Raw genomic sequence first — 24,824 nt, 5'->3', positions numbered from 1 at the left:
TCGCAGCCTCAATTCGAGGTTACAATACGCGCCCGAACCGCTCAATTGTTCATTTTTCAACTCAGATGATCGATTTTAAGATCCTGATCGGAAAATTCGTCTGCCATATAGCCAAAACCATTCCCCTTCTCCATTTCATTGGGTCCGCTCTTCGCGTATCTTTGGTTCAACTTATATAGCTTCGCGACGTTTCCTCGTAAATTCGGACGGGACCGAACAGTCCCCCCGCGGCAAACTGACGCTGCCAGTCCGGATCGACGGCGCCGCCGTTCCAATACGAGACTTTGGGATCGGTGCTGCCGCCCACGTTGTGCGAGGGCCTTCCCGTCTCGTAGTGCGCGCCTAACGTGTTCGTAACGCGAATGCGCAGACGATGCGCTCCCGGCTCCAGGTTATCGCCCAGCTCGAAGCGGTAGGGCCGCCACGCCCGGACGCCCAACGGGCGCCCGTCCAGCCAGACCTCGGCTGTGCCCCGGACATGGCCCAGCTCCAGGGTCGTTCGCCCGGCGCCCGGCAGCTCGACGATACGTTCGTATTCGACCGCGCCGCCGTGATGCGGCAGGGCCAGCGCCGTCCGCCAATCGCCCAGCGCGCCCGGCGCGGGCGAGAGCCTGAAGCGGATCGGCGCGAACAGGACGTCGGCCTCCGAGCAGGGGCCGTGCGGCTCGATCCGGATCGCCGCGATCGTTCCCGCCTCCTGGGGAGGGAACTCGGCACAGCCGCCGCGAACGGCGACCTCCTTGCCGGCGATCCATACCCGCATGGAGCCGGCCGCGGCCACGGTCATGCCGGAGGCGCCGACCGGAAGCGGCAGCCGCACCCAGATGGGGCGGCCGATCGCAGCCGGATCGCTCTGGAACGGAAGCGGCTTCGGATCGGGAACGGATTGCGGCATGAGCCAGCCGACATCCGGCAGCGGATGCGGCCGGGGAGACAGCCACAGCGTCTCGGTCTCGGCGAATTGCAGCACCGCCTCGTGAAGGATAGCCGCCGCATGGCCGCTTTCGTCGAGCCAGTCCTCGCCGGTGCAGAACGTCGTTTGTTCCCCGTCCGCATACTCGACGATTCCGTCCGCCAGCACCTCGCCCACGCCTTCGGGCAGCTCGAAGCGGAGTTCGTTCGCGCCCTCGCGCCATAGCGAAGTCACGTCCGTCTCTTCCTGTCCTTGCCGGATGTAAGGGTTGAAGTCGCCGTGCTCCGTCACCTTCGTCCCGTTCACGTACAGGGCGACCCGGCCTCTGGCGGCGAACACGAGCCGGACGCGCTCCACGGACGCACCCGAACGCGGCTCGATCGTCTTGATCAGGCGCGAGCCGTCGTTCGGAGTCGTCGTCATTATCCATTTGGGCAGCGAAGGTCTCTCTTCGGCGTTCACTTCCACGCCGGCCCGGATCAAGCCCGAGACGATCGCCTTCGCCCGCAGCGTCAATTCGTTGGGACCGGCATCCAGCTCGATCCAGGCGGTCTGCTCCTCGGGGCCTCCCCGCCACCGAATTTCCCGGCCGTTGGTCCGGCCCGCGATGTCGGCATTGCTCTCGACGCGTATCCAATAGCGGCCCGCCGACGGCGCAAGCACATAGGTGCGGGCCCATACGGACCGGCCCTGCTCCGCTTCGCCGAGGTTCAGGAATCTTCGCGGAACCCGGCCCATTCGGCCGGCCCACGATCTGAACTTGTGGTCTCCGAACGTACGGCTGTACACGATCGGCCGGCTAGCTTCAGGCGCGAAGCGCTCATCGTCGGAAGCCTGCCAATAGGCGGCCTCGCTCCACAAGCGGTCGGCCCAAGCGGCATCGTCGCATTCGGGAAGCTGCCAGCCCGTCCGTTCTCCCTCGCCCTCGTTTGTCTCCTGCCGGACCCGGACCATCCGCCGCTCGACCGGCGCGTATTCGGTGCGTTCCCCGTGCAGGTCGAAGTCGCCGTAACGATTGTCCAACGTCGATACGGCCGTCACCCGCCAGTCGTCGGACGGCAGCTCGCGGCAGACGGCCGACGCGGAGAGCGCAACGGATTGAGCGGGAAGGCCCGACGATGACGGCATGCTTGGAGACGTGGGTCCGATGACGGTTTCCTCGCCGACGTCCGCGTTCGGGCAGACGACCAGCGCGGCCGGCCAGGAAGCGAAGCTGACCTCCAGCTCCGCCCATTCGCCGTCGCGCGTATACGCCGCGGGAACGATGTTCCCGCTGACCGGGTCCCAGAGCTGGGGCCGGCCGGGCGTGCGCAGACGATAGACGGCGCTCTCCTGCACGGTCGTCCGGCCGTCGGCCGGCTGGTGCATCGCGAGCAGCCGATCTTCCTCGGGCAGCAGCAAGAAAATGTCCGCGTCGTCCGTGCGGCGATGCAGAGACATGCCCGGCCCCTCCACGATGCGGGGAAGGCGCTCGTTCAGCAGGCGCACGGCCTCGGCGGCGGAAGCGACCTTGACGACGCCCTCCAGCGCCGGGTCGTCCTCCGGCACCTCGATGCCGATTACCCAGCCGCCTTCCTCGATCCAACGCTCCACGCGGCGGCGGGCAGCTTCGTCCATCCTCGTCGTGCCGCACAGCAGCAGAACGGAGAACGTCTCGTCGGCAATGCGCAGCTTGCCGTCCTGCACCGCGCTTTTCTCCAGCGCCGAATCGTCGACGACGTCGAAATCGAGCCGTGCCTGGCGCAGTACGCCCAGCTTGTGCTGATCCCGGCGGGCGTTGTACCCGGCTACGTCCGCGTACACCCTGCGGAGATGCTCCATCTCGTCGTTGGGCACCTGGTTGGCGACCAGCATCGGATGGTCGGAGCTCTTGCCGTCGCTTAACGACATATAGCCCGCGGCCGAATAGGACGGATAATGCACCGCGATCGGCGCGACGTGCGTGCCCTCGCTTAGCAGGGCGCAGACGCGGCTGACCGTATCGGCGAATACCGAATAGTGCTCGAAATAAGGCTGCCGCCAGCCGGTGTCGGGCGGCGCCCATTCCCACCAGCCGCCTCTTGTGCTGTAGTAGACGGAATGCGGACTGTACAGGGTGACTCCGGCCTGAAGCCAGGGGATAAGCCAGTGCAGCGTCTCCTCCAGCGTGCCTCCCCAGCCGCTCGTATGAAACGCTTCCAGGAAGACGCGTTTGCCTCCGTGCAGATGAGCCATCGACGAATGCGGCTTGATCTCCCCGTCCATATCGCAGCCCGCCGCGTTGTACCAGCGGTGCGTCCGCATATAATCCAGGTACAGACGCTGCGCGCCATGCACGTCGACCTTCCTCGCCGGCCCCGCCTGATCGCAGCATAACAGCATTTCATGCTTCTCATGCCACTGCGCGATCGGCATGAAGAAAGCCTGTTCCGCCAATTCCGCCGCCAGCTCGTACACCTGCCTGCGCACCCGTCCCGACTCCGGCAGATCGTCGAACAGCGCCGGAAGCCCGGACAGCAGCTCCTCGTCGTATCTGTCTGCGTAAAGCTCCGTCAGCCGCGGCGTCCACAACGGCAGAGGCGGCAGCTCGTCCTGGAAGCTGCCCGCGATCGTTCGACCCAGATCGTGCGGAAACCGTCGTTCGAACTCTCCGTGCACGCGATCGAGCAGCAGGGAACAAGCGTAAGGGTCCAGCCAGTTAAAGCCCTGACGAACGGAAGCGTATTGATATTCCGCGGTCCGCAGCAGCGGCGTCGAGCCTTCGGGCAGCCGTTCGTCCGCGGCGAATCTGCGCAGGACGTAACCGGCGCATTCCGGGTCCTCGGCGACGATCCGCGCCGGGAAGTTCGAGCCGGAGAAGCCGATCTGATCATAGAAATACAGGTACATGCCGAGCCGCTCCGCTTCCCGCAAAGCGACTTCGAACATCGCCCACCAGCGTTCGCTGAAATAGAAAGGGTTGTCGCTGACGCTGCCGTATTGAGGACCGGTCGGCGCGATATTGATAATGCCGATATTGCGCAAGCCGCCCTCGCGGAATTTGCGCAGCTGCCAGCGTATGCGTTCCTCTGTCACTTCCTCCGCGCTCCACCACCAGAAGGGCAGGGGCCCGTAGCGCGGATCGGCCGCTTCAAACCGGCTTTTCAATCGTTCTATGCTCATCGTTCACCCTCGCTCGCCTTTTAGATTCGCCAATCCATACCCCCTATCTTAGAAGCCCGTTCGAGACGATGTATAGCGATCATTCTTAACCAAAAGCCTTAATTATCCGGATATCCTTCCGTGTTATGATGGTTCAAACTTCATTCGCCGTCTCGGCAAGGAGGCAATATCCGGATGAATATCCGCCCTTATTTAACCCCTTACAAGTATGGCCGTCCCGTGCTGGTCGGCTCCGGAAAACCCGGCAGCTTCGACTATCACGCGGTGGATTGCCCGTTCGTCTTCCGGCATCGCGACCGCTTCTATATGATGTACGTCGGCTTCGACGGCGTGGGCTACCAGACCGCGCTGGCAACAAGCGACGACCTGCTCCGCTGGGAGCCTCTGTCGACCATTCTGGACCGCGACGAAGGCTCCCGCTGGGATTCGCGCAACATTGCCGGAACGTGGATCATGCGGGAGAACGATCTGCACGGCGCGCCAACGCTGAAGAAGTGGCAGGGGAAGTATTGGCTCACGTACCACTCCTATCCGGGCGACGGATACGAAGCCGGACCCGCGAAAGTCGGGCTCGCCTGGACGGACGACGAGAGCTTGCTGACGTGGCATCGGCTGGAAGAGCCGATTCTCGTTCCGGAGGAAGGCGCGGATTGGGAGCGCGGCGGCTTGTACAAGGAATGCCTCGTCGAGCACGAGGGGACGTTCTATCTGTTCTACAACGCGAAAAATCAGGACCACGGCCGCTGGGTCGAGCAGACGGGGCTGGCCGTATCGACCGATCTGCGGAACTGGCGGCGGCATGAGCATAATCCGGTGCTGAGGGTGACGCCCGAAGCCTGGGACAGCGGCTTCGTCAGCGACCCGTGCGTGCTTCGCGACGGCGATCGATGGGTGATGTACTTCTTCGGCTACGATTACAAGAAAGCGCAGGAAGGCCTCGCGCTGTCGAGCGACCTGAAACAGTGGGACAAATATCCCGAGCCGATTATCGAGACGGGCCGGGAAGGGGAGCTGGACGCCATCTTCGCGCACAAGCCTTCCGTGATCAGCCATAAAGGCGTTCTGTACCATTTCTACACGGCCAGCCGCCGTCCGCAGGACGGGGATCGGACCTGCAACGTTTTTCCGGAGTTCCGTACGATCACGGTGGCGACGTCCGAGCCGATTATCGAATCATCGCTGTCAGGAGGAGAACAATGACCGAGTTGCTCATCTCGACGATGCGGACGGAAGGCCGCATCCTTCCTCTGGGGCTGGATGCAACCGCTCCCATGCTGGGCTGGACCTTCGCGCCTTCCCCTTCGCACTCCCTTATGCAAACCGCCTATCGGATCAGGGTCGCTGCGCGCGAGGAGCTGCTGACCGACGGAAAGCCCGATGTCTGGGACAGCGGGCGGCGGGAAAGCGGCTGCCAGACCGCGATCGCCTATGAAGGCGGCGCGCTGGAGCCCCGAAGACGCTACTATTGGCAGGTGACGGTGTGGGACGAAGACGGAAACCAGGCCGAAAGCCCGATCTCGTGGTGGGAGACCGGCCTGCTTCGCGACGGACAGTGGAGCGGCAGGTGGATCGGAGACGCGTCCGGCGGCGCCGACGGGCGCCCGCTCCCCCGGTTCCGGCGCAGCTTCCGGATCGGGAAGCCCGTCCGGCAAGCCCGGGCGTACATCAGCGGCCTGGGACATTACGAGCTTCGCCTGAACGGCGGCAAAGTCGGCGACCATGAGCTGGATCCCGGATGGACGGAATACGACAAAACGGTTCTCTATACGACCTACGACATTACCGATGCGCTCGCGCAAGGAGAGAATGTGGCCGCAATTCTGCTCGGCAACGGCTTCTACAACGTGACGGGCGGCCGCTATACGAAATTCAAGGATTCGTACGGCGCGCCCAAATGTCTGGCCGATCTGGTTATCGAGTACGCCGACGGCACGAGCGAGACGATCGGCACGGACGGCGCGTGGCGGGCGGCCGCAAGCCCGCTTGCCTTTTCCTGCATCTACGGCGGCGAGGATTACGATGCGGCGCTGGAGCAGGAGGGCTGGGACCGTCCCGGCTTCGTCGAAGGATCGGCTTGGCGCGAAGCGTCGGAGGCGGAAGCGCCCTCCGGCGAGCTGGTCGCCCAGTCGGCGCCCGCCCTTAAGGTGATGGAACGGCTGTCTCCGGTCGCCGTGACGGAGCCGAAGCCCGGCGTGTTCGTCGTCGATCTCGGCCGGAACTTCTCGGGCTGGCCGGAAATCGCCGTATCCGGGTCGAAGGGCGCGACGGTCAAGCTGATTCCGGCGGAGCTGCTGACGGACGAAGGATTGGCCAACCAGAAATGGTCGGGCTCGCCTTACGAATGGAATTACACGCTGAAGGGCGAGGGCACGGAGATCTGGAGGCCCAGATTCACCTATTACGGATTTCGGTACGTTCAAGTGGAAGGCGTCGGCGCTGCGCTCGCATCGGATACGGACGGCCAAGAGGCACGCGGGCTGCCGATCCTGCATCGGATGGAAGGACAGATGATCTATCCGGACGTTCGTACGACCGGAAGCTTTCGCTGCTCGGACGACAGATTGAACCGGATTCACGAGATCATCAACCGGGCGATGCTCAGCAACATGAAGAGCGTGCTGACCGATTGCCCGCATCGCGAGAAGCTCGGCTGGCTGGAGCAGGTTCATCTGATGGGGCCGTCGCTGATATTCAACTACGATGTCGAGGCGCTGCTGATGAAGGTGCTGGCCGACATCGCCGACGCCCAGCAGCCCGACGGGCTCATTCCGACAACGGCGCCGGAATACGTGGTGTTCCAGAAGCCGTGGGACGTGTTCCGGCATGCGGCCGCTTGGGGCGGCGCCTCCGTCCTGGCCGCCTGGGAGCTGCTGCAGCGCTACGGGAACGCCGGCGCTCTGCAGCGGCATTACGATACGATGAGACGGTACGTCGATTATTTGACGGCCAACGCGGACGGTCACATCCTTCGGGACGGGCTGGGAGACTGGTACGACGTCGGTCCGAACGGACCCGGCTTCTCGCAGAACACGCCGGTACCGCTGGCGGAAACCGCCATTTATTACGGGCTGACGGTCGTCATGCAAAGCATCGCGGCTCGGCTTGGCCTTGCGGAAGACGCGGACGTCTACGCCCGGCTGGCCGATTCGATCAAGGCCGCCTTTAACCGCGAATTCTTCGACGAACGAACGGCGCTGTACGCCGAGGGCAGCGACGCCGCCCTGGCGATGCCGCTGGCTATCGGGCTGGCTCCGGACGCCCATCGCGATACCTTATTCGCGCGGCTTGTCCGGAACGTCGAGGAGCGCGGCGGCCGGACGACATCCGGCGACGTGGGCCACCGTTACGTGCTGCTTGCGCTCGCGCGCGGCGGACGGTCGGACCTGATCTACCGAATGACGCGAAGCACCGATACGCCCGGTTACGGCTACCAGATCGCCAACGGCGCGACGACGCTGACCGAAGCCTGGGACGGACCGACGGTCGGCAAATCGCAGAACCATTTTATGCTCGGGCATCTGGAGGAATGGCTGTATACCGGACTCGCGGGGCTGGATTACCGGTATCGTCCGGAATCGGGACGCTTCGCCGTGACGGTGAAGCCAAGCGTCGTCTGGGACGTGCGATGGGCCGAAGTCCGGCAAGAGCTGCGGGCGGGCCAAGCGTCCGTCCGCTGGGAGCTTGGAGAGGGCCGCGAGCTTAAGGTGGCCGTCGAGATTCCGATCAACGCCGACGGAGCGATTCATATTCCCGCTGCCGAGTTCGATTCCGTCGCCGTGGAAGGCGACGGGGCGCGATTCGTCGGCCGCGAGGAAGGCTTCGCGGTCTATCGGACCGGCTCGGGTTCGTTCACGTTTACAAGGAGGGAGTCGCCATGATCGGCAGAGCGTGGAACAAGATGTATTACGGCGGCGATTACAATCCCGAGCAATGGCCGCGGGAAGTATGGGACGAGGATATGCGCCTGTTCAAGCTCGCCGGCATCGATATCGCGACGATCAACGTGTTCTCGTGGGCTTCCGTTCAGCCGGACGAGCACACGTACCGCTTCGAGCAGCTTGACGAGATCGTCGACAAGCTGCATCGCAGCGGGATCAAGATCGCGCTCGGGACGGGGACGGCGATGTATCCGGCATGGATGGCGACGCGTTATCCGGACGTGCTGTCGGTCGATTTCGCCGGGAGGAAGCGCAAATACGGCATGCGGCACAACAACTGCCCGAACAGCCCGACCTGGCGGCTGTACGCGGAGCGGATGAGCCGCAAGCTGGCCGAGCGTTACGGCGACCATCCGGCGCTGCTCGTCTGGCACGTCAACAACGAGATGGGCTGCCAGTGCTACTGCGACAATTGCGAGAAGGCGTTCCGGCAATGGCTGATGCGCAAGTACGGCAGCCTGGATGCGCTGAACCAGGCCTGGTACACCCGGTTCTGGGGACATACGTTCTACGATTGGGACGAGATCGTGCTGCCGAACTTGCTGAGCGAGCATCTCGACCCGAACGATCCGGACAAAACCGCCTTTCAGGGCATCTCGCTGGATTACTATCGCTTCAACTCGGAGAGCGTGCTGGAGACGTATTTGCTGGAGTACAACGCGATCAAGGCATTGTCGCCCAACGTTCCGATCACGTCGAATCTGCACGGACACGGCACTTACAAGCCGCTGGATTATTTTCAATGGGGCAAACACTGCGACATCGTCGCCTGGGACAACTACCCGGCCTTCGATACGCCGACCGCCGTCACCGCCTTCCGCCTCGATCTGATGCGCGGATTGAAGGACGGCGCGCCGTTCATGCTGATGGAGCAGACGCCGAGCCAGCAGAACTGGCAGCCTTACAACTCGCTCAAGCGTCCGGGCGTCATGCGGCTGTGGAGCTGGCAGGCCGTCGCCCGCGGGGCGGATACGGTCATGTTCTTCCAGCTGCGCCGGTCGTTCGGCGCTTGCGAGAAATTCCACGGCGCCGTGATCGAGCATGCCGGCCACGAGCACACCCGGGTGTTCGGGGAAGTGTCCGAGCTTGGAGCCGAGCTGCAGGCGATCGGCGATACGCTGCTCGATTCCCGCGTGGAATCCCGCGTCGCGATCGTGTTCGACTGGGAGGTCTGGTGGGCGGCGGAGCTGTCGAGCGGACCGAGCGTCCGGCTGAAGTACGTCGACGAGGTGCAGAAATATTACGATGCGTTCTTCGCGCGGAATATCCCCGTCGACATCGTCAATACCGAGAGCGATCTGCAGCGTTACGATCTCGTCGTCGCTCCCGTGCTGTATAGGGTCAAGCCGGGCTATGCGGAGAAGCTGGAGCGATTCGTCGAACGGGGCGGAACGCTCGTGACGACTTATTTCAGCGGAATCGCGGGCGAGACCGATCTGGTGACGCTGGGCGGTTATCCCGGAGAGCTGCGGAAGCTGCTTGGCCTGTGGGTGGAGGAGACAGACGCGCTGTTCCCGGATCAGAGCAACCGGATCGTGCTGCAGGAGAGCCTTGGCGGCGGGGAATGGACGGAATACGGATGCGGGATCGTCTGCGATCTGCTGCACCTTGAGGGCGCGCAGGCCATGGCGGTGTACGGCGACGATTTTTATCGGGGAATGCCGGCGCTGACCCGGAACCGGTTCGGTCGGGGAGAGGCGTGGTATGTCGCGTCCAGCCCGGACGCGGAATTCCTGCTCGACTGGACGGCGCGGCTCTGTCGCGGACTCGGCATCGCGCCACTGCTGGAAGGAGCGCCGGACGGCGTGGAGATTACGAAACGTTCGAAGGACGGCCGCTCGTATTGGTTTCTGCTGAATCATGCCGGAGAGGCGCGCTCCGTGCCGCTCGGCGATCTGAAGCTGAGAAGCCTGCCCGACGGACAGCTGCTTGCAGGCACGATCAAGCTGGAGCCCGCAGGCGTAACGATTGCGGAGCAAATCGGACAAGGGAGTGGATGGAACAATGAGTAAACGGCTGATCCCCGATACGCTGCTGCTGGAAGAGCGGGCGATACACGCGCTTAACGCGACGGTGGGCATGGCGGACGAGGACCACGGGGGAATTCCTTTTTTCAACGCCGACCTGAATCATAAACCGGCCTTCATGACGCACGGGGACTGGGATTACGGCTCCTCTCACGGCCGGATGATCGACGCGATGACGCTCGCCAGGCTGATGTCGGGCTCCAAGTACGGCCTCGAGACGGAAGAGCGTTACCGGGCGAACCTGCTCAGCTTTTTCAAGGAGGACGGCCTGAGCTATCGCGGCGTCAATCCGGTGATGAACTGGGAGCCGAACGCGAATCTGATCGATCAGCGCGCCGTTCTGCTCGCCCTGACGAGCTGGTTCATGACGACGGGCGACGCCCGGGCGAAGGAAGCGGCGGATCGCCACGTGGCGGCGCTGAAGCGAATCGCGGTGAAGGAACGGGACGTGTGGTATTACCCGGCCTCCGAATACAAGGATGGCGGCTGGCCGTCCCTCAACGCCGTGCAGCTGCGGCTTGCGCCCGATCCGGCGGCGTTCTGCGGCCGGCTGGTCATGCCGCTGCTGAAATATCACGAGCTGACCGGCAATGCCGACGCTTACGAGCTGTGCCAGTTTTTCACCAATCTGATCATTCATCGCAGCGGCGTGTTTAACGAGGACGGCAGCTTTAATTCTTCGCTCGCCTATCGCAGCGGACACTTCCATACGCGGCTCGGAACGCTGGACGCGATCGCGCGCTTCGGCTATTACACCCGCGACGCCTCGAAAATCGCCTGGGTGAAAAAAAGCTACGACTGGGCGCTCACCTGGTCCACCGCGTTCGGCTGGACGCCGGGCGACATGCATGAGCAGGCGTACGAGCACGAGACGTGCTCGCTCGTCGATCTGATCGCGACGGGCATTACGCTCGCGCGCAGCGGCTATACGCAGTATTGGGGCATCGTCGAGCGTTTCATCCGCAATCATCTCGTCGAATCGCAGCTGCTGGACTTGAGCTGGGTGGAAGAAACGGACGACAAGTCGAAGGATGTTCAAGGCTGGCTCTCCTACTACAAGGTGGCGCAGCGCACGAGAGGCTCGTTCGCCGGGTACTCGGCGCCGAACGACTTCATCTGCGATCACAACCATGGCCGAGGCCATACGAGCGACCTGCAAATTTGCTGCCTCGGCTCGGGCACGCGCGGCTTGTTCATGGGCTGGAGCAACACGATTACGGAAGAACGCGGCACGGTCAGCGTCAATTTCCTGCTGAGCCGGGGCTCGCGGAAGCTGGACGTCAGCAGCTATCTTCCCCATGAAGGCAAGGTGGAGTTGGACGTTCGCGAGGATATCCCGAAGCTTCAGGTGCGCATCCCGGAATGGGCCGGTTTTACGAAGGTGAGGATAATTCGCGAGCTGGACGGCGAGACGACGGAAGGCTCGGGCTCGGAGCCGAGTCGCTGGGCCGGACAATGCTTCCTGCAATTGGGCGCGGCCCGCGCGGGCGAGAAGATCACGATCGCCTTCCCGCTGAGCTTCCGCACGACGACGGAGACGGCGCTCGGCGAGCGGTTCGAGACGCATTGGCGCGGCGACGACGTTGTTGACATCTCTCCGCGGGGCAAACGCAAGCCGCTGTACACTGGCCGCAAGGTCTCGGATCAAGCGCCGCTGCGCGAAGGCGACTACCATCGTCCGGCGCAAGAATTTGTCTGGTAGATAGAGGAGGAAAATCGCATGGCACAAACGGTTGCGGCCGTCTATACGGGTCAAGGATTGGCGGAGCCGCTGAAGAAAGTATTCGACGAGCTTCTGCCGGGCGTCCGGCTCGTCAATCTGATCGACGACAGTCTGATCTACGACGTGATGCAGGCGGGCGGAGTGACGCCCCAGGTGTCCGGGCGGCTGCTCGGCTATTATCGGAGCGCGGCCGAGCTGGGCGCCGACGTGATTCTGAATACGTGCTCCTCGGTCGGCGAGGCGGCGGATCGGGCGAGGGCGTTCGTGAGCGTGCCGATCGTGAAGATCGACGAGCAGATGGCCCGGGAGGCGGTTGGCGGCTACGATCGCATCGGCGTGATCGCGACGCTGCCGACTACGCTGACGCCGACGATGGCTTTGCTGCGCGCCCAAGCGGGAGCGGCCGGCCGAACGGTCGCGCTGACGGAAGGGCTGGCCAAGGGCGCATACGATGCGCTCGTAGGCGGCCGGCCGGAGGAGCATGACCGGCGGATCGCGGAGACGGCGGCGGAGCTGGCCTCTTCCGTCGACGCGATCGTGCTGGCGCAGGGCTCCATGGCCAGAATGGAGGCGTCGCTGCGGGAGATCACCGGCAAGCCGGTGCTTTCGAGCCCGAGATTGGGCGTAATGGCCGTGAAGCGGCTTCTGGAATCGTTGTAGATGAGATCAAATCGCGAGGTGTTGAAGATGAAACGGGTGATCGCGACCTATTTGGCGGAAACGCCGTTTACGCTCGAAAGGGCCGCCGAAGCGATCGCCGGCGAGCAATCGACCGGCACGTTCACGGCGGTGCCCGGCGAGACGGCGGCGCTCAAGGAGCGCTTCGGCGCCCGGATCGAGCGAATTGTTCCGCTGGAGCAGGTCCGGCAGCCTTCGCTGCCGGGAGCGGCCGTGCCGCCGGGGCATAACGGAATTTATAGGCGCGGGGAAATCTCCGTTTCCTTCCCGCTCCACAATTTCGGTCCGTCGATTCCGAACCTGATGGCTTGCGTGGCCGGCAACTTATACGAGCTGCGCGAGCTGTCGGGCTTGCGGCTGCTCGACCTGGACCTGCCGGACGAGTTCGCGTCCGCCTATCCGGGACCGCGCTTCGGCATCGAAGGAACGAGGCGGCTGACCGGCGTCCGGGGCCGTCCGGTGATCGGCACGATTATCAAACCGAGCGTCGGTCTCGATCCCGCCGAGCTGGAGGTGCTTGTCTATACGCTGGCGACCTCGGGTCTGGACTTCATCAAGGACGACGAGCTGAACGCCGACCCGCCCTACTGTCCCTTGCCGGTCAAAGTCGCGGCGGTCTCCCGCGCCGTCGAGCGGGCGGCGGAGGCGACCGGGCGCAAAATCATGTACGCATACAATATCACGGGCGACATCGAAGCGCTGAAGCGAAATCACGATACGGTCGTCAAGGCCGGGGGCAACTGCGTGATGGTCAGCATGAACAGCGTCGGACTCGCGGGCCTGGCCTATCTGAACACGTTCAGCGAGGTGCCGATTCACGGCCACCGGAATCAATGGGGCATGCTGACGCGGCACGGACAATTGGGCATGGATTTCAAAGCGTACCAGAAGCTGTGCCGGCTCTCCGGCGCGGACCATCTGCATGTGAACGGATTGGGCAGCAAGTTCTATGAAAGCGACGACTCGGTCGTCGCTTCCGTGCAGGCGTGCATGGAGCCGCTGCTCGGCGGCTATGCGACGATGCCGGTGCTGTCTTCGGGCCAGTGGGCGGGGACGGCGGAGATCACGTACGCGCGAACGAATACCGTGGACGTCATGCATCTGGCAGGCGGCGGCATTCTCGCTCATCCGGACGGACCGGCCGCCGGGGTCGAGAGCTTCAAGCAGGGCTGGGAGGCGGCGATTCGCGGCATTCCTGCGGAGGCCTACGCCGAGAATCATGCGGAGCTGCGACGCGCCTTCGAAAAATTCCAACGCAAGGAAACGAAGCGATGACCGATACGAACAAGGCGGGCAAGCGATTGCTCTGCTACTACGGAGACGATTTTACCGGTTCGACGGACGTTCTGGAGGCGCTGACGACCGGAGGCGCCCGAACGGTGCTGTTTCTGGAGCCCCCGTCGGAGAGGCAATTGGCGCGCTTCCCGGATGCGCAATGCTTCGGCGTGGCCGGGGTCGGCCGCTCCATGTCGCCCGAACGGATGAACCGCGAGCTGCGGCCCCTGCTCGAACGGCTGAAGAGCTACGGCACGGCCATTGTTCATTATAAAATATGCTCCACCTTCGACTCCTCCCCTCGCGCCGGCAGCATCGGCGCCGTGCTGGAGCTGGGCCGGGAGCTCTATCCCGATCAGAAGTATGTGCCGATCGTAGCCGGCGCGCCGAGGCTGAGGCGTTACACCGTATTCGGCCATCATTTCGCCGCCGGCGGAGACGGAAAGACGTACCGGCTCGATCGTCATCCGACGATGTCCCGCCATCCGATTACGCCGATGCCGGAAGCCGATCTCCGCCTTCATCTGCGCGGGCAGACCGAGCTCCCCGTTGCGCTCGTGGATTTGGACGATCTTGCGGATTCGGAGGCGGCGGCGGACAGACTTCGGCAGCGGCTGACGGATTCGGAGGCGGCGGCCGTGCTGTTCGACGTGCTGGACGAGGAACGACTGGAAACGGCCGGCAGGCTAATCTGGGAGGAAGCGGAACGAGCGGAGGAAAGCCTGTTCGCCATCGGCTCCTCCGGCTTGTCGGACGGACTGGCCGCCCATTGGGCGAAGCAAGATTTGCTCCCCTCCGCGGACGCGACCCTGCAGGCGCCGGGTGAGACCGATCGGCTGCTGGTGCTGTCCGGGAGCTGCTCCCCCGTCACGCAGACGCAGATCGAGTGGGCGCTCGCCCAAGGCTACGCCGGCATTCAAGTTCCGACGCTGGAGTGGCTGGAGCCGGAGCGGGCCGAGGCGGCGAGCGCGGAGATTTTCCGCGAGGCGCTCCGTCAGCTGGAGGAAGGCCGGAGCGTGATCCTCTATTCCGCAAGCGGGCCGGACGATCCGGCGATCGCCGAGCTGCGGGCGAGGATGGGCGCGCTGGGACTGGAGACGGCGGACTCGGGTCGCATGATCGGAACCCGTCTCGGAAGATTGGCCCGGGAGCTTGTGCGGGCGGCGGGCTTGCGCCGGATTCTGATTGCCGGAGGAGATACGTCCGGCTACGTGATGCGCGAGCTGGGCGTCGAAGCCCTGTCTTTCCTGAGCGCGATCGTCCCGGGCGGACCGCTGTGCCGCTGCTACGCGCCGGACGCTCGAACGGACGGCCTCGAGCTGTCGCTTAAGGGCGGACAAGTGGGCGGCCCGGACTATTTCGAACGCGTGAGACGAGGCGGCGGCCCAACCTCATAAACCGACAACCGAACGACAACGCTGCGTCCGTTCTCTCCATGAGCGCGGATAGCTGTACGAGGAGGCTGCAATCATGAAACGCAAATGGTCGAAAATCGTATACGGCGGGGATTACAATCCCGAGCAATGGCCGCGCGAAATCCGCGACGAGGATATGCGCCTGTTCAAGCTGGCCGGCATCGACATCGCGACCTTAAACGTATTTTCCTGGGCGCTGAATCAACCGGACGAACAGACCTACCGGTTCCGATGGCTGGACGAGGTCATGGACGAGCTTCACCGGAACGGCGTCGCGGTATGTCTGGGCACGAGCACGGCGGCGCACCCGGCCTGGATGGCCCGCAAATATCCGGACGTGCTGACCGTGGATGCCGAAGGCCGCAAGAAGAAGTTCGGACGCAGACACAATTCGTGTCCGAACAGCCCGACCTTCCGCAAATATTCGGCGCTTATGGCCGGCAAGCTGGCCGAGCGCTACAAGGATCACCCCGCGCTGCTGCTCTGGCACGTGAACAACGAGTACGGCTGGCGCTGTTATTGCGATAACTGCGAGCGCGCGTTCCGGGTATGGCTGGAGAAACGATACGGAACGCTGGAAGCCCTGAACGACGCCTGGTACACGCGCTTCTGGGGCCACACGTTCCATAGCTGGGAGGAGATCGTCCTCCCCAGCCTGCTATCCGAGCATATCGATCCGGCCAATCCGGACAAAACGGCGTTCCAGGGCATCTCTCTCGATTACGCCCGCTTCGCCTCGGACAGTCTGCTGGAATGCTACAAGCTGGAGCGAGACGCGATTAAAGCCGTCATCCCCGACGCGGTCGTGACGACGAACTTCCAAGGCAACGGCGCGTACAAGCCGCTCGATTACTTCAAGTGGGCGAAGGAGATCGACGTCATCGCGCTGGACAGCTATCCGACGAACGATATGCCGATGAGCCAGATCGCCATGCGGCACGATCTGATGCGCGGCTTGAAGAACGGGGAGCCGTTCCTGCTCATGGAGCAAAGCCCCAGCGTGCTCAACTGGAAGGACGTCAATCCGCTCAAGCGTCCCGGGGTCATGCGGCTGTGGAGCTATCAGTCGATCGCGCGCGGGGCCGAGAGCATTATGTTCTTCCAGATGCGCAGAAACGCCGGAGCGTTCGAGAAGTTTCACGGCGCGATTATCGACCATGTCGGCCACGAGCATACCCGCGTATTTCGGGAGGTGGCGGAGCTGGGCGGCGAGTTGAAGCGTCTGGGCGATACGCTGCTTGACGCGAAAACGGCGTCGCGGGCGGCCATCGTTTTTGACTGGGACAACTGGTGGGCGCTGGAATATTCCAGCGGACCGACCGTCGCACTGAAGTATCTCGACCAGATTCAGCGGTATTACGACGCCTTCTACGATCGGAACATCCCGGTCGATCTGGTCGGCGTGGATGCCGACCTGGGCGACTACGACCTGGTGCTTGCTCCCGTGCTTTATATGATCAAGCCGGGCTACGCGGCCAAGCTGGAAAATTACGTACGCGGCGGCGGAACGTTCGTCACCACGTTCTTCAGCGGCATCGTCGGCGAGAGCGATCTGGTTACGCTGGGCGGTTATCCGGGCGAGCTGCGCAAGCTGCTCGGCCTGTGGGCGGAGGAGCTCGATGCGCTGTTCCCCGATCAGAACAATTCGATCGTCATGAAGGAATCGCTGGGCGCGGTTAGCGGCGCCTATTCCTGCGGTCTGCTGTGCGACCTGATCCATTCGGAAGGCGCCGAGGTGCTGGCGGAATTCGGCGACGACTTCTATCGCGGCAGCCCCGCGCTCACCCGCAACCGCTTCGGCCAAGGAGAGGCTTGGTATATCGCCTCCAGCCCCGAGCAGCGGTTTCTATCCGACTTCGTCGCGGAGCTGTGCCGGCGCAAGGGCATCGAGCCGCTGCTGGATACGCCGCGCGGCGTCGAGGTTACGCAGCGCGTCAACGCCAACGGCCGCTTTACGTTCCTGCTGAACCACCGCGATGACGAAGCCGCGGTGAACATCGGCGACGAAGCGCGCAAGGACTTGCTCTCCGGCTCGGTCCTGACGGGAACGGTCGCGCTTCCCTCCAAAGGCGTACTGATTCTGCAAAGCGCTCCGCAGGAAGGATGAGACCCTTGACCAACGAAAACAAGCTTAAGCTCTGGTATCGGCAGCCCGCCTCGGAATGGGTCGAGGCGCTGCCTCTTGGCAACGGGCGGCTGGGCGGCATGGCGTTCGGAGGCGTCAAGCACGAGCGGATCCAGCTCAACGAGGATACGCTGTGGTCCGGGCGGCCGACCGATCCGAACAATTACGGGGCCGCGGCGCATCTGGAAGAGGTGCGTCGGCTGAATTTGGCCGGGCAATACGCGGAGGCGCAGACTTTGATCGAGGAGCATATGCTCGGCCCGTGGGTCGAATCGTATCAATCGATGGGCGATCTGCGGCTGGAATTCGACGGGGACGAACAGGTGGAGGATTACCGGCGCGAGCTGGATTTGCGCGATGCCGTGTTCCGCACCCGCTTCATTCGCCAGGGCGTCCGCCATACGCGAGAGGTATTCGTCTCCGAACCGGATCAAGTCATGGTCATCCGGCTGGCGGTCGACCGCCCGGGCAAGCTGCACTTCCAAGCTTCGCTCGACAGTCCGCTTAACTATTCCGTTCGGCAGGCGGACGGCCGCCGCATCGCGTTGACCGGCCAAAGCCCGGCCCATGTCGAGCCCTATCACGTCGACACCGAACAGTCGGTGTTTTACGAGGAGGGGCAAGGCCTGACCTTCGCCGTGCATCTTCAGGCGGCTTCAACGGACGGGAAGGCGGAAACGCACGGCAATCGCATCGTCGTTCGGAACGCGACGGAGGCCGTGCTCCTGCTCGCCGCGGCGACCAGCTACAACGGCTTCGACCGCGATCCGCGGAAGGACGGCCAGGATCCGGACCGGCTCTGCGTCTCCCGATTGAACGAGGCTTCGGGGCGGACCTGGGAACAGCTGCTTTCCCGCCATACGGCCGATTATCGCCGCTTGTTCGAGCGCGTCGATTGGCGGCTCGAGACTCCGGGCCTGGACGAACTGCCGACCGACGAGCGGATCGAGGCGCTGCGAGCCGGGAAGAGCGATCCGCAGATGGCGGTGCTCTTCTACCAATACGGCCGCTATCTGCTGATCTCCAGCTCCCGTCCGGGTACGCAGGCGGCTACGCTGCAGGGCATCTGGAACGATATGACCCGTCCGCCGTGGGCCTGCTGCTATACGATCAATATCAATACGCAGATGAATTATTGGGCGGCGGAAGCGAACCATTTGGCCGAATGCCACGAGCCGCTGTTCGACCTGCTGGACGATCTGCGCGTAACGGGTGCGCGGACGGCGAAGGTCCATTACAACAGCGGCGGATGGGTCGCCCATCATTCCACCGACCTGTGGCGCACGGCCACTCCGTCCGGCGGACCGTCGAAGGGCCCGGCCAGCTGGGCGTTCTGGCCGATGGGCGGCGTCTGGCTCTGCCAGCATCTGTGGGAGCATTACGAGTTCGGAGGAGACCTCGACTTTCTGAAACGGCGGGCTTATCCGATTATGAAAGGCGCCGCGGAGTTTTGCCTGGACTGGCTCGTCGAGGACGGCGAAGGGCATCTGGTGACGAATCCGTCCACCTCTCCCGAGAATACGTTCATTGGGCCGGACGGACGGAAGGCGGCCGTCAGCCTCAGCTCGACGATGGATACGTCCTTGATCCGGGAGTTGTTTACCCGCTGTATCGAGGCCTCCTCGATTCTGGGCTTCGACGACGAATTCAGACGGACGCTGGAGCAGGCCCGCAGCCGGCTGCTCCCGCTGCAAATCGGCCGATACGGACAGCTTCAGGAGTGGTTTCGGGATTTCGAAGAGAGCGAGCCGGGCCACCGGCATACCGCTCATCTGTATGCGCTGCATCCGGGGAACGAAATCATTCCTCCGCGCCATCCCGAGCTCGCCGAGGCGGTCAGGACAACGCTTAAGCGGAGACGGGAGCACGAGAAGCTCGATACGATCGGCTGGTGCTTCGCCTGGATGATCAGCATGTACGCTCGTCTGGAGGACGGAGACACGGCTCACGATTACCTGGAAAAGCTGCTCCGCAATCCGTTTCCGAATCTGTTTAATGCGCACCGTCATCCGAAGCTCGTCTTCTACCCGCTCACGATCGAAGCGAACTTCGGAGCGACCGCGGGAATAGCCGAGCTGCTGCTGCAAAGCCACGGCGAGGAAATCCGTCTGCTGCCGGCGCTTCCTTCGGCTTGGCCGGACGGCGGCATTCGCGGCCTGCGGGCGCGCGGGGGCTTCGAGGTGGCCATGGAGTGGCGCAGCGGCAAGCTGACAAAGGCCGAGATTGTCTCCCGCAGCGGCCGGACCTGCCAAGTGCGCGCGGGGACTCCGTTCTCCGTCGTCTCGGCCGAATCCGGCGAAAGATCGCTCAGCGACGATCGCGGCGAAGCGCAGTTTGCCACCTTGCAGGGCGGAAGATATATAATAGAGACGAAGTTTTGAATTTGTTCGGGGCAGCTTCATCGAGAGGGGATCGACGATGAATTGGAGAGCGGAAATTTACCGGAAGGCGAAGCGGATCGCCGAACAATACCGTACGGAGAAGGGCGTGCGAGGGGTCGCTATCGGGGGCAGCGTGGCAAGACGAACCGTCTGGAAGCATTCCGACCTGGAGCTATGCCTGTTCGTCGATGAGTACAACCCGGCTTTCGAGTATTTTAACGTAATCGACGGCTTGGGCGTAGAAATCATTCAGATCAACGTTGCCAACGTTCGGGCCTTCGTCGATCGTTATGCCGAGGACGGAAGCATCCAGGGGGCGTTAAGCTTTCCTATTCAGGCGTACCAATGCCGCATCATTCACGACCCCGAGGGACATCTGGCTGCCTTTAAGCAAATTTATGATCGCGCTTTGTTCGACGAGCGCGTCAAGTCGGTCAAGAAACGGGAGGCGAAGCAGCGCGCGGACGAGCGATACGGGATCGCGTCGCGGCTTCTGGAAGAAAACAAATCCGGAAGCGCCCTCGCCGCCTTGCGGCTTGCCGTTAACGAGCTGATGCTGGCCTATTATTGGCAGCACGATATTTTGCCCAGAAGTCAGAACCGGACCGTCTATTTGCTGCAGCGTCATTCCCGCAAGCTCGGAAGCGACGAGCTATTCCGCCTTTTTACGGAAGTGTACGGATTGACCGGCAGTAAGGCGAAGATGAAGGAAGAGCTGCTGGCCGCCAAAAACGATCTGTTCTCGATCGCAAGCGCCGCATGGGGACGCAATACCCCGGATTTTCTGGAAAAAGCCTGCGACGGACAGCTGGAATGGGGATACGAGAGCAGCATCCTCTACGTTCATAAATGGTGCGTCCACACGATCCACTTCGCGGAGCTCTCGCAAGCGATTTACGACCTTCCGGATTTTGCGCGGCAGCATCCCGATCTGTCCAGGTTTCTGGGGTTTGATCGGGTGGATGCCAAGCAAGTGTCGGCTTGGATGGAAGACTATACGGAAGTCGGAAACAAGCTGCAATAAGATAAAAGAGGGGGAACGTTCACCCCTCTTTTTTTGCTGCGTCCGTCTCATTCAACGGCAAACGTTATGGGTTGCCGTCGAGCCGCTACGACAATTGCACACCCGCTCGATCTCTACCCGATGGGAGCTTCAGGGGTAGTTGTCCGTTTCCGTCTTCCGCAGGGAGGAATACCTTTATACCAAACCTGTAAAAGGCGGTGTAGATTTGGCGAAAATGCAACGGAAAGGCTCCGCCCCGTTTCGTCCCGCTTCCTCTGCCGTACGACCTTCCCGCAGCGCTCCTCCCGGGTGGGTATCGGGCAATTGGTCGGGCTATGCGGTCCAAGGAAAGAAAAATTCGTATCGTCAGATTTCGGCATACTGGGTCGTTCCCAGAGTGAAACCGAGCAAGCAGGATCGATTTTCCTCGGCCTGGATCGGAATCGACGGCTTCGGGAACCCGTCCCTGATTCAGACGGGCACCGAGCAAGATTCGATCAATGGCAAAACCGTATACTACCCGTGGTGGGAGATCCTGCCCGCTGCCGAAACCCGAATCGATCGTCCGGTCTCGCCGGGAGACCTGATGTTCGCCAAAATCAGCAGACTTCCGAATCGCAAGTGGCTGATTTTGCTTCGCAACAAGACGAAGGGCTGGACGTTCAAGACGATTCAGACCTATACCGGACCGGGGGCGACGGCGGAGTGGATTATGGAAGCTCCCTCTATCGGCAGTGAAATTGCGACCTTGGCCAACTATGGCAAAATCAGATTCTACAGCGGCAAGTTGAATCGCCGAAACGCAAACCTGAAACCGAGCGACCGGGGAATTATGGTTCAGCAAGGCCGAATCGTCTCGACGCCCTCCCTTCCGAACAAAACCAAAAACGGCTTTTACGTCGCCTACGGCTCCAAGCTTCCCCGGTCTCCTCGCTGCAAACGTTAACCGTCTTTCGGACGACGTGGTAATCAGCTGAGTTATTTCCGAAGAACCGCTTCGCCCTTATTTGTCAACCGATATTTTTGCAGCTTGCTGTTCGGTTTGTCCGGTACGGTCATATCGATATAGCCGCCCGTCAAAAGGGGCTGAACATTGCGCTTGAATGCTCTGTGATCGCCGTTCATTCCGATTGCAGCGAAAATTTCTTTACGTGACAGACTCGTAGATTCAAGAGATTTCAGCACTTTCAGCATCATCTCGTTTAACTGTCCAACTTGGTGTCTATCTTCGTGCTCAACTTGGTGCTTTTCCTGTAGGGCAAGTACATCCGCAATCGCTGTCAGTATAAACTCAATGAATGCGGTCGAATCGCCCGCTCGATCAGACGCTCTGAGCGCAGCATAATATTCTCGCTGACGTTCGAAAATAACGGTTTCAGTTGGCAGACTTAAAAAAAGGGAGTCCCACTTGGCCAAAATGACCGTTTGCCACAAGCGACCTATGCGGCCGTTACCATCCATAAATGGATGAATAAACTCAATCTCGTAGTGTACGACAGAGCTTTTCAACAAAGGGTGTACCTCAGCGCTCTTAGCCCAGTCGAACAAATTCTTGATATGTCCGTGAACGAACTCCGCTTTCGGTGCAGCGTGAACAAGATTGTCACCATCGAATATACCCACGCCTTGACTGCGGAATTTCCCTGCATTTTCTACAAGATCGCTCATAATCAGCTTGTGGGCTTTCAGGAAATCTGCGATGGCGAACGGCTCGAACTTCTCAATTTGTGAGTACGCCGCGAAAGCATTCTTAACTTCCAAAATCTCGCTTGGCGAACCAACAACTCGACGGCCATTCACGACATCAGTCACCTGTTCAAGCGACAGCGTGTTATTCTCAATGGCGAGCGACGAATGCACAGAACGTATATTGCGATCTTTGCGGAGCCGCATACTCATGTTTGGTGAAATCATGGGCAATAGTGACGAAATATTCGCAATAAGGTTTACCATTTTGTCAGTTATGACATAAGGCGGCTTCTCAAACATCACAGCCCCTCCTCGCTGTATCTCGTCGGTGGCATCCACTTCATAAGTATCAACTTCATAAGTATCGACGATAAATTCAATTATAACACAGCAGAGTGACGGGCATTAAAGTAAGGAGAAAGCCGTTCTTTACCCTCGGGGGTATCGAACGGCTTTTTATTATGGCTATTGGTAACGGTGAGCAATGGAAATCATGATTGCTCCCCCGCCAACCTAATAGACAGCTCGCGAAGCTGCTCGATCTCCAGCCGGAAGGTGGCGTTCATCTCCTCCGCATCCTTGGAGCGGCCGACGATGCTGTCGAGTACGCCTTCGAGCGACAAATAATATTTGGCGTTGATCGGATAGAGCTGCTTCTCCACCCACGAAGCCGCCGTCAGGATCGGCATCAGCCGCTGCGCTTCCTCCGGGCGGTCCTTCCAATGCCGCAGCAGCCATACGTACAGCTCCGGATGGAAGTTGGCCATCACGCCGCTGTAGCCGGAAATGCCCAGTTTGAGCGACTCCAGCAAGGTCGCCGTATTGGCGTTGTAGATTTTCAGACCGCTGTCCCGAACGGCCTCGGCTCGGCTTCCGAGCAGATCCAGATCGCAGCACGTATCCTTCAGAAACGCAAAACGTCCCGTCTCTACGCACCACCGGAGCAACTCCGGCGTGACCAGACGTTTGTAAGGGTACGGGCATTCGTAGAACCCCAGGGGCAGCTCCTTCGGCAGCCGTTCCAGCAGCTGCGCCAGCCGACTCTTCAGCGTCTCGTCGCTCTCCTCCGGCCCGGCCAGCCGGTTCGTAATGAGCACAAGCGCATCGATGCCTGTTCCGGCCATCGCATTCAGTTCTTCGACCTGCTCGTCAAAGCCGTCCGAGATGTGGCCCGAGGCGATGACCGGCAGGCGGCCGCCCGCCCGGCGCACCGTGTACTCCGCGACTTTCACCCGCTCCTCCAAGCTCAGATAAAACATCTCGCTGGACTGGCATACCGCGAACAGCCCGTCTACGCCTTTAGCCGCGTACCATTCGATCAACCGGGCCAGCGCGTCGTAATCGACTTCCCCTCCCGCCGTATACGGGGTAATCATCGTCGGCCATACGCCGCTGCGGATCGTATTATCCATTTCGAATCTCCTCCTCGGGAACTTTGCGGTTTCCGATCTACTCCGCCAACGGGATATGCCAGAAGGCAATACGCTCGCGCTTCCAGGTATACGTGATATAGAGCTGGCCGTCTCGCGCCACAATGGCCGGATAAGAGTATTCGCCCGGCTGGTTTTCCAGCACGAACTCGTCGCTCCACGAAGCGCCGTTGTCCTTGGAGAAGCTCACGACAAGCGGCGTGCGCGGCGAGTCTGTCGCAAAGCCTGCGACGGGATTATAGACTAATGCAAGCGTTCCGTTCGTGAGCCGGGCCAGATCGATGCCGCTGTTGTTATTAGGCAGCGAGGTAGCGTACGCCATGGACCAAGTCTGTCCCCCGTCCGTGGAATCGCTGCGGAAGATCGCGCCCTCGGTGCTGCGCAGCAGCATATGGACGCTGCCGTTGCCGGTCGTCCACAAGGTCGGCTGGATCAGCCCTTTGGCAAACCATTTTTCCGCGCCCACGTACCGATCCAGATCCATCGGAACGAAGGCGCTCTGCTGCCAAGTCAGTCCTCCGTCGCGCGAAATATCGACGAACGCATGCCAGATCTCCTTGCCCGGACGTTCTTCGTCCCGCCGTTCGACCGAAGATGGAGCCAGCAACGTTCCGTCCTCCAGCCGGATCGGCTTATTGCGCACCGGGCCGCGCCCACCGATATCGCCGGACACCAGTTCGCGCGGCCTGGACCAGGTTCGGCCGCCGTCTTCCGAATGAATAATGCGCGTATGCCAGTCCGCGATTTCGTGACCGACCTTATAATAGAGACTGACCCTTGCGCCGTCCGTATCCAGCACCGGATTCCAATGAGCGATGCCATCCTCGTCCGCGACTTTGACGGGAGCCGACCACTGTCCGTCCACGCGGGAGCTCAGCCAGATGGCGACATCGCTGGCTTTCTCGTGCAGCCCGCCGAACCAGGCGGCCAGTACCTTCCCGTCCGGCAGCACCGCTACCGTAGAAGCATGGCAGCTGGGAAAGGGTCGGTCGTCGCAGAATAGATATTGTTTCTCCGCTTTCTCAATGACCATGAGATCGACCTCTCTTCTTCTGTAAAATGGCTGTACGAGCCGAAGACCGGCAC

15 protein-coding genes are annotated in these 24,824 nt (G+C 61.8%); 11 read left to right on the top strand and 4 right to left on the bottom strand.

All coding sequences use genetic code 11. The features are described from left to right. Positions 1-166: 166 nt before the first annotated feature. The gene (locus ACFFT4_RS02550; RefSeq protein ID WP_378044813.1) at positions 167-4,054 is read right to left on the bottom strand and encodes a hypothetical protein; all 3,888 of its coding nucleotides are present in this window, start codon (positions 4,052-4,054) and stop codon (positions 167-169) included. A gap of 174 nt (positions 4,055-4,228) precedes the next feature. On the opposite strand from ACFFT4_RS02550, the gene ACFFT4_RS02545 reads away from it, so the two are divergent. The 11 genes from ACFFT4_RS02545 (at position 4,229) to ACFFT4_RS02495 (ending at position 21,565) form a co-directional block, all read left to right on the top strand. After that, positions 4,229-5,254 carry a family 43 glycosylhydrolase gene (locus ACFFT4_RS02545; protein ID WP_378044811.1) on the top strand — a complete coding sequence of 342 codons (1,026 nt, stop codon included), beginning with the start codon at positions 4,229-4,231 and terminating at the stop codon, positions 5,252-5,254. Beyond that, on the top strand, positions 5,251-7,932 hold the full coding sequence (locus ACFFT4_RS02540) for a family 78 glycoside hydrolase catalytic domain (RefSeq protein WP_378044810.1): 2,682 nt from the start codon (positions 5,251-5,253) through the stop codon (positions 7,930-7,932). The genes ACFFT4_RS02545 and ACFFT4_RS02540 overlap by 4 nt, the downstream gene beginning before the upstream one ends. Next, positions 7,929-10,004 (top strand): beta-galactosidase, encoded by a 2,076-nt coding sequence (locus ACFFT4_RS02535; RefSeq protein WP_378044809.1) that lies wholly within the window; start codon positions 7,929-7,931, stop codon positions 10,002-10,004. Before ACFFT4_RS02540 ends, ACFFT4_RS02535 begins: the two co-directional genes overlap by 4 nt. Continuing rightward, positions 9,997-11,721 (top strand): glycoside hydrolase family protein, encoded by a 1,725-nt coding sequence (locus ACFFT4_RS02530; protein WP_378044807.1) that lies wholly within the window; start codon positions 9,997-9,999, stop codon positions 11,719-11,721. The genes ACFFT4_RS02535 and ACFFT4_RS02530 overlap by 8 nt, the downstream gene beginning before the upstream one ends. Before the next feature lie 18 nt (positions 11,722-11,739). After that, positions 11,740-12,402, top strand: coding sequence for an aspartate/glutamate racemase family protein (locus ACFFT4_RS02525; RefSeq protein WP_378044805.1), 663 nt, complete (start codon positions 11,740-11,742; stop codon positions 12,400-12,402). Positions 12,403-12,429: 27 nt separating this feature from the next. Then, on the top strand, positions 12,430-13,695 hold the full coding sequence (locus ACFFT4_RS02520) for a ribulose-bisphosphate carboxylase large subunit family protein (RefSeq protein ID WP_378044803.1): 1,266 nt from the start codon (positions 12,430-12,432) through the stop codon (positions 13,693-13,695). After that, on the top strand, positions 13,692-15,092 hold the full coding sequence (locus tag ACFFT4_RS02515; protein WP_378044801.1) for a four-carbon acid sugar kinase family protein: 1,401 nt from the start codon (positions 13,692-13,694) through the stop codon (positions 15,090-15,092). The genes ACFFT4_RS02520 and ACFFT4_RS02515 overlap by 4 nt, the downstream gene beginning before the upstream one ends. A gap of 70 nt (positions 15,093-15,162) precedes the next feature. Then, entirely contained in the window at positions 15,163-17,217 is a 2,055-nt protein-coding gene (locus ACFFT4_RS02510) for a beta-galactosidase (RefSeq protein ID WP_378045004.1), read from the top strand. Then, positions 17,214-19,616, top strand: coding sequence for a glycoside hydrolase family 95 protein (locus ACFFT4_RS02505; protein ID WP_378044799.1), 2,403 nt, complete (start codon positions 17,214-17,216; stop codon positions 19,614-19,616). The genes ACFFT4_RS02510 and ACFFT4_RS02505 overlap by 4 nt, the downstream gene beginning before the upstream one ends. A 37-nt stretch (positions 19,617-19,653) precedes the next feature. After that, a complete protein-coding gene (locus ACFFT4_RS02500) occupies positions 19,654-20,640 on the top strand; it encodes a hypothetical protein (RefSeq protein WP_378044798.1) in 987 nt (328 codons plus the stop codon). A gap of 214 nt (positions 20,641-20,854) precedes the next feature. Continuing rightward, the gene (locus tag ACFFT4_RS02495) at positions 20,855-21,565 is read left to right on the top strand and encodes a G1 family glutamic endopeptidase (RefSeq protein WP_378045001.1); all 711 of its coding nucleotides are present in this window, start codon (positions 20,855-20,857) and stop codon (positions 21,563-21,565) included. A gap of 32 nt (positions 21,566-21,597) precedes the next feature. Here ACFFT4_RS02495 and ACFFT4_RS02490 read toward each other — a convergent pair whose 3' ends face one another. The 3 genes from ACFFT4_RS02490 to ACFFT4_RS02480 all read right to left on the bottom strand — a co-directional run bounded on the left by ACFFT4_RS02490 (position 21,598) and on the right by ACFFT4_RS02480 (position 24,771). Continuing rightward, a complete protein-coding gene (locus ACFFT4_RS02490; RefSeq protein ID WP_378044797.1) occupies positions 21,598-22,608 on the bottom strand; it encodes a Fic family protein in 1,011 nt (336 codons plus the stop codon). 191 nt (positions 22,609-22,799) lie between these two features. Next, a complete protein-coding gene (locus tag ACFFT4_RS02485) occupies positions 22,800-23,720 on the bottom strand; it encodes a dihydrodipicolinate synthase family protein (protein WP_378044795.1) in 921 nt (306 codons plus the stop codon). A gap of 37 nt (positions 23,721-23,757) precedes the next feature. After that, complete coding sequence (locus ACFFT4_RS02480; RefSeq protein ID WP_378044794.1) at positions 23,758-24,771, bottom strand: sialidase family protein; 1,014 nt, start codon at positions 24,769-24,771, stop codon at positions 23,758-23,760. Positions 24,772-24,824 lie beyond the last annotated feature (53 nt).

This window comes from Cohnella cellulosilytica (assembly GCF_042431195.1).
Taxonomy (GTDB): Bacteria; Bacillota; Bacilli; order Paenibacillales; family Paenibacillaceae; genus Cohnella; species Cohnella cellulosilytica.
The sequence above is the reverse complement of the archived record's forward strand: the minus strand, read 5'-3'. Positions and strand labels throughout refer to the sequence as shown.

What these genes read in the sequence shown, in the direction of transcription:
- ACFFT4_RS02515 (WP_378044801.1), top strand. Translation starts at nt 13,692, where the DNA reads ATGACCGATACGAACAAGGCGGGCAAGCGATTGCTCTGCTACTACGGA.
- ACFFT4_RS02490 (WP_378044797.1), bottom strand. Translation starts at nt 22,608, where the DNA reads ATGTTTGAGAAGCCGCCTTATGTCATAACTGACAAAATGGTAAACCTT.
- ACFFT4_RS02540 (WP_378044810.1), top strand. Translation starts at nt 5,251, where the DNA reads ATGACCGAGTTGCTCATCTCGACGATGCGGACGGAAGGCCGCATCCTT.
- ACFFT4_RS02485 (WP_378044795.1), bottom strand. Translation starts at nt 23,720, where the DNA reads ATGGATAATACGATCCGCAGCGGCGTATGGCCGACGATGATTACCCCG.
- ACFFT4_RS02530 (WP_378044807.1), top strand. Translation starts at nt 9,997, where the DNA reads ATGAGTAAACGGCTGATCCCCGATACGCTGCTGCTGGAAGAGCGGGCG.
- ACFFT4_RS02495 (WP_378045001.1), top strand. Translation starts at nt 20,855, where the DNA reads ATGCAACGGAAAGGCTCCGCCCCGTTTCGTCCCGCTTCCTCTGCCGTA.
- ACFFT4_RS02505 (WP_378044799.1), top strand. Translation starts at nt 17,214, where the DNA reads ATGAGACCCTTGACCAACGAAAACAAGCTTAAGCTCTGGTATCGGCAG.
- ACFFT4_RS02525 (WP_378044805.1), top strand. Translation starts at nt 11,740, where the DNA reads ATGGCACAAACGGTTGCGGCCGTCTATACGGGTCAAGGATTGGCGGAG.
- ACFFT4_RS02535 (WP_378044809.1), top strand. Translation starts at nt 7,929, where the DNA reads ATGATCGGCAGAGCGTGGAACAAGATGTATTACGGCGGCGATTACAAT.
- ACFFT4_RS02550 (WP_378044813.1), bottom strand. Translation starts at nt 4,054, where the DNA reads ATGAGCATAGAACGATTGAAAAGCCGGTTTGAAGCGGCCGATCCGCGC.
- ACFFT4_RS02480 (WP_378044794.1), bottom strand. Translation starts at nt 24,771, where the DNA reads ATGGTCATTGAGAAAGCGGAGAAACAATATCTATTCTGCGACGACCGA.
- ACFFT4_RS02520 (WP_378044803.1), top strand. Translation starts at nt 12,430, where the DNA reads ATGAAACGGGTGATCGCGACCTATTTGGCGGAAACGCCGTTTACGCTC.
- ACFFT4_RS02545 (WP_378044811.1), top strand. Translation starts at nt 4,229, where the DNA reads ATGAATATCCGCCCTTATTTAACCCCTTACAAGTATGGCCGTCCCGTG.
- ACFFT4_RS02500 (WP_378044798.1), top strand. Translation starts at nt 19,654, where the DNA reads ATGAATTGGAGAGCGGAAATTTACCGGAAGGCGAAGCGGATCGCCGAA.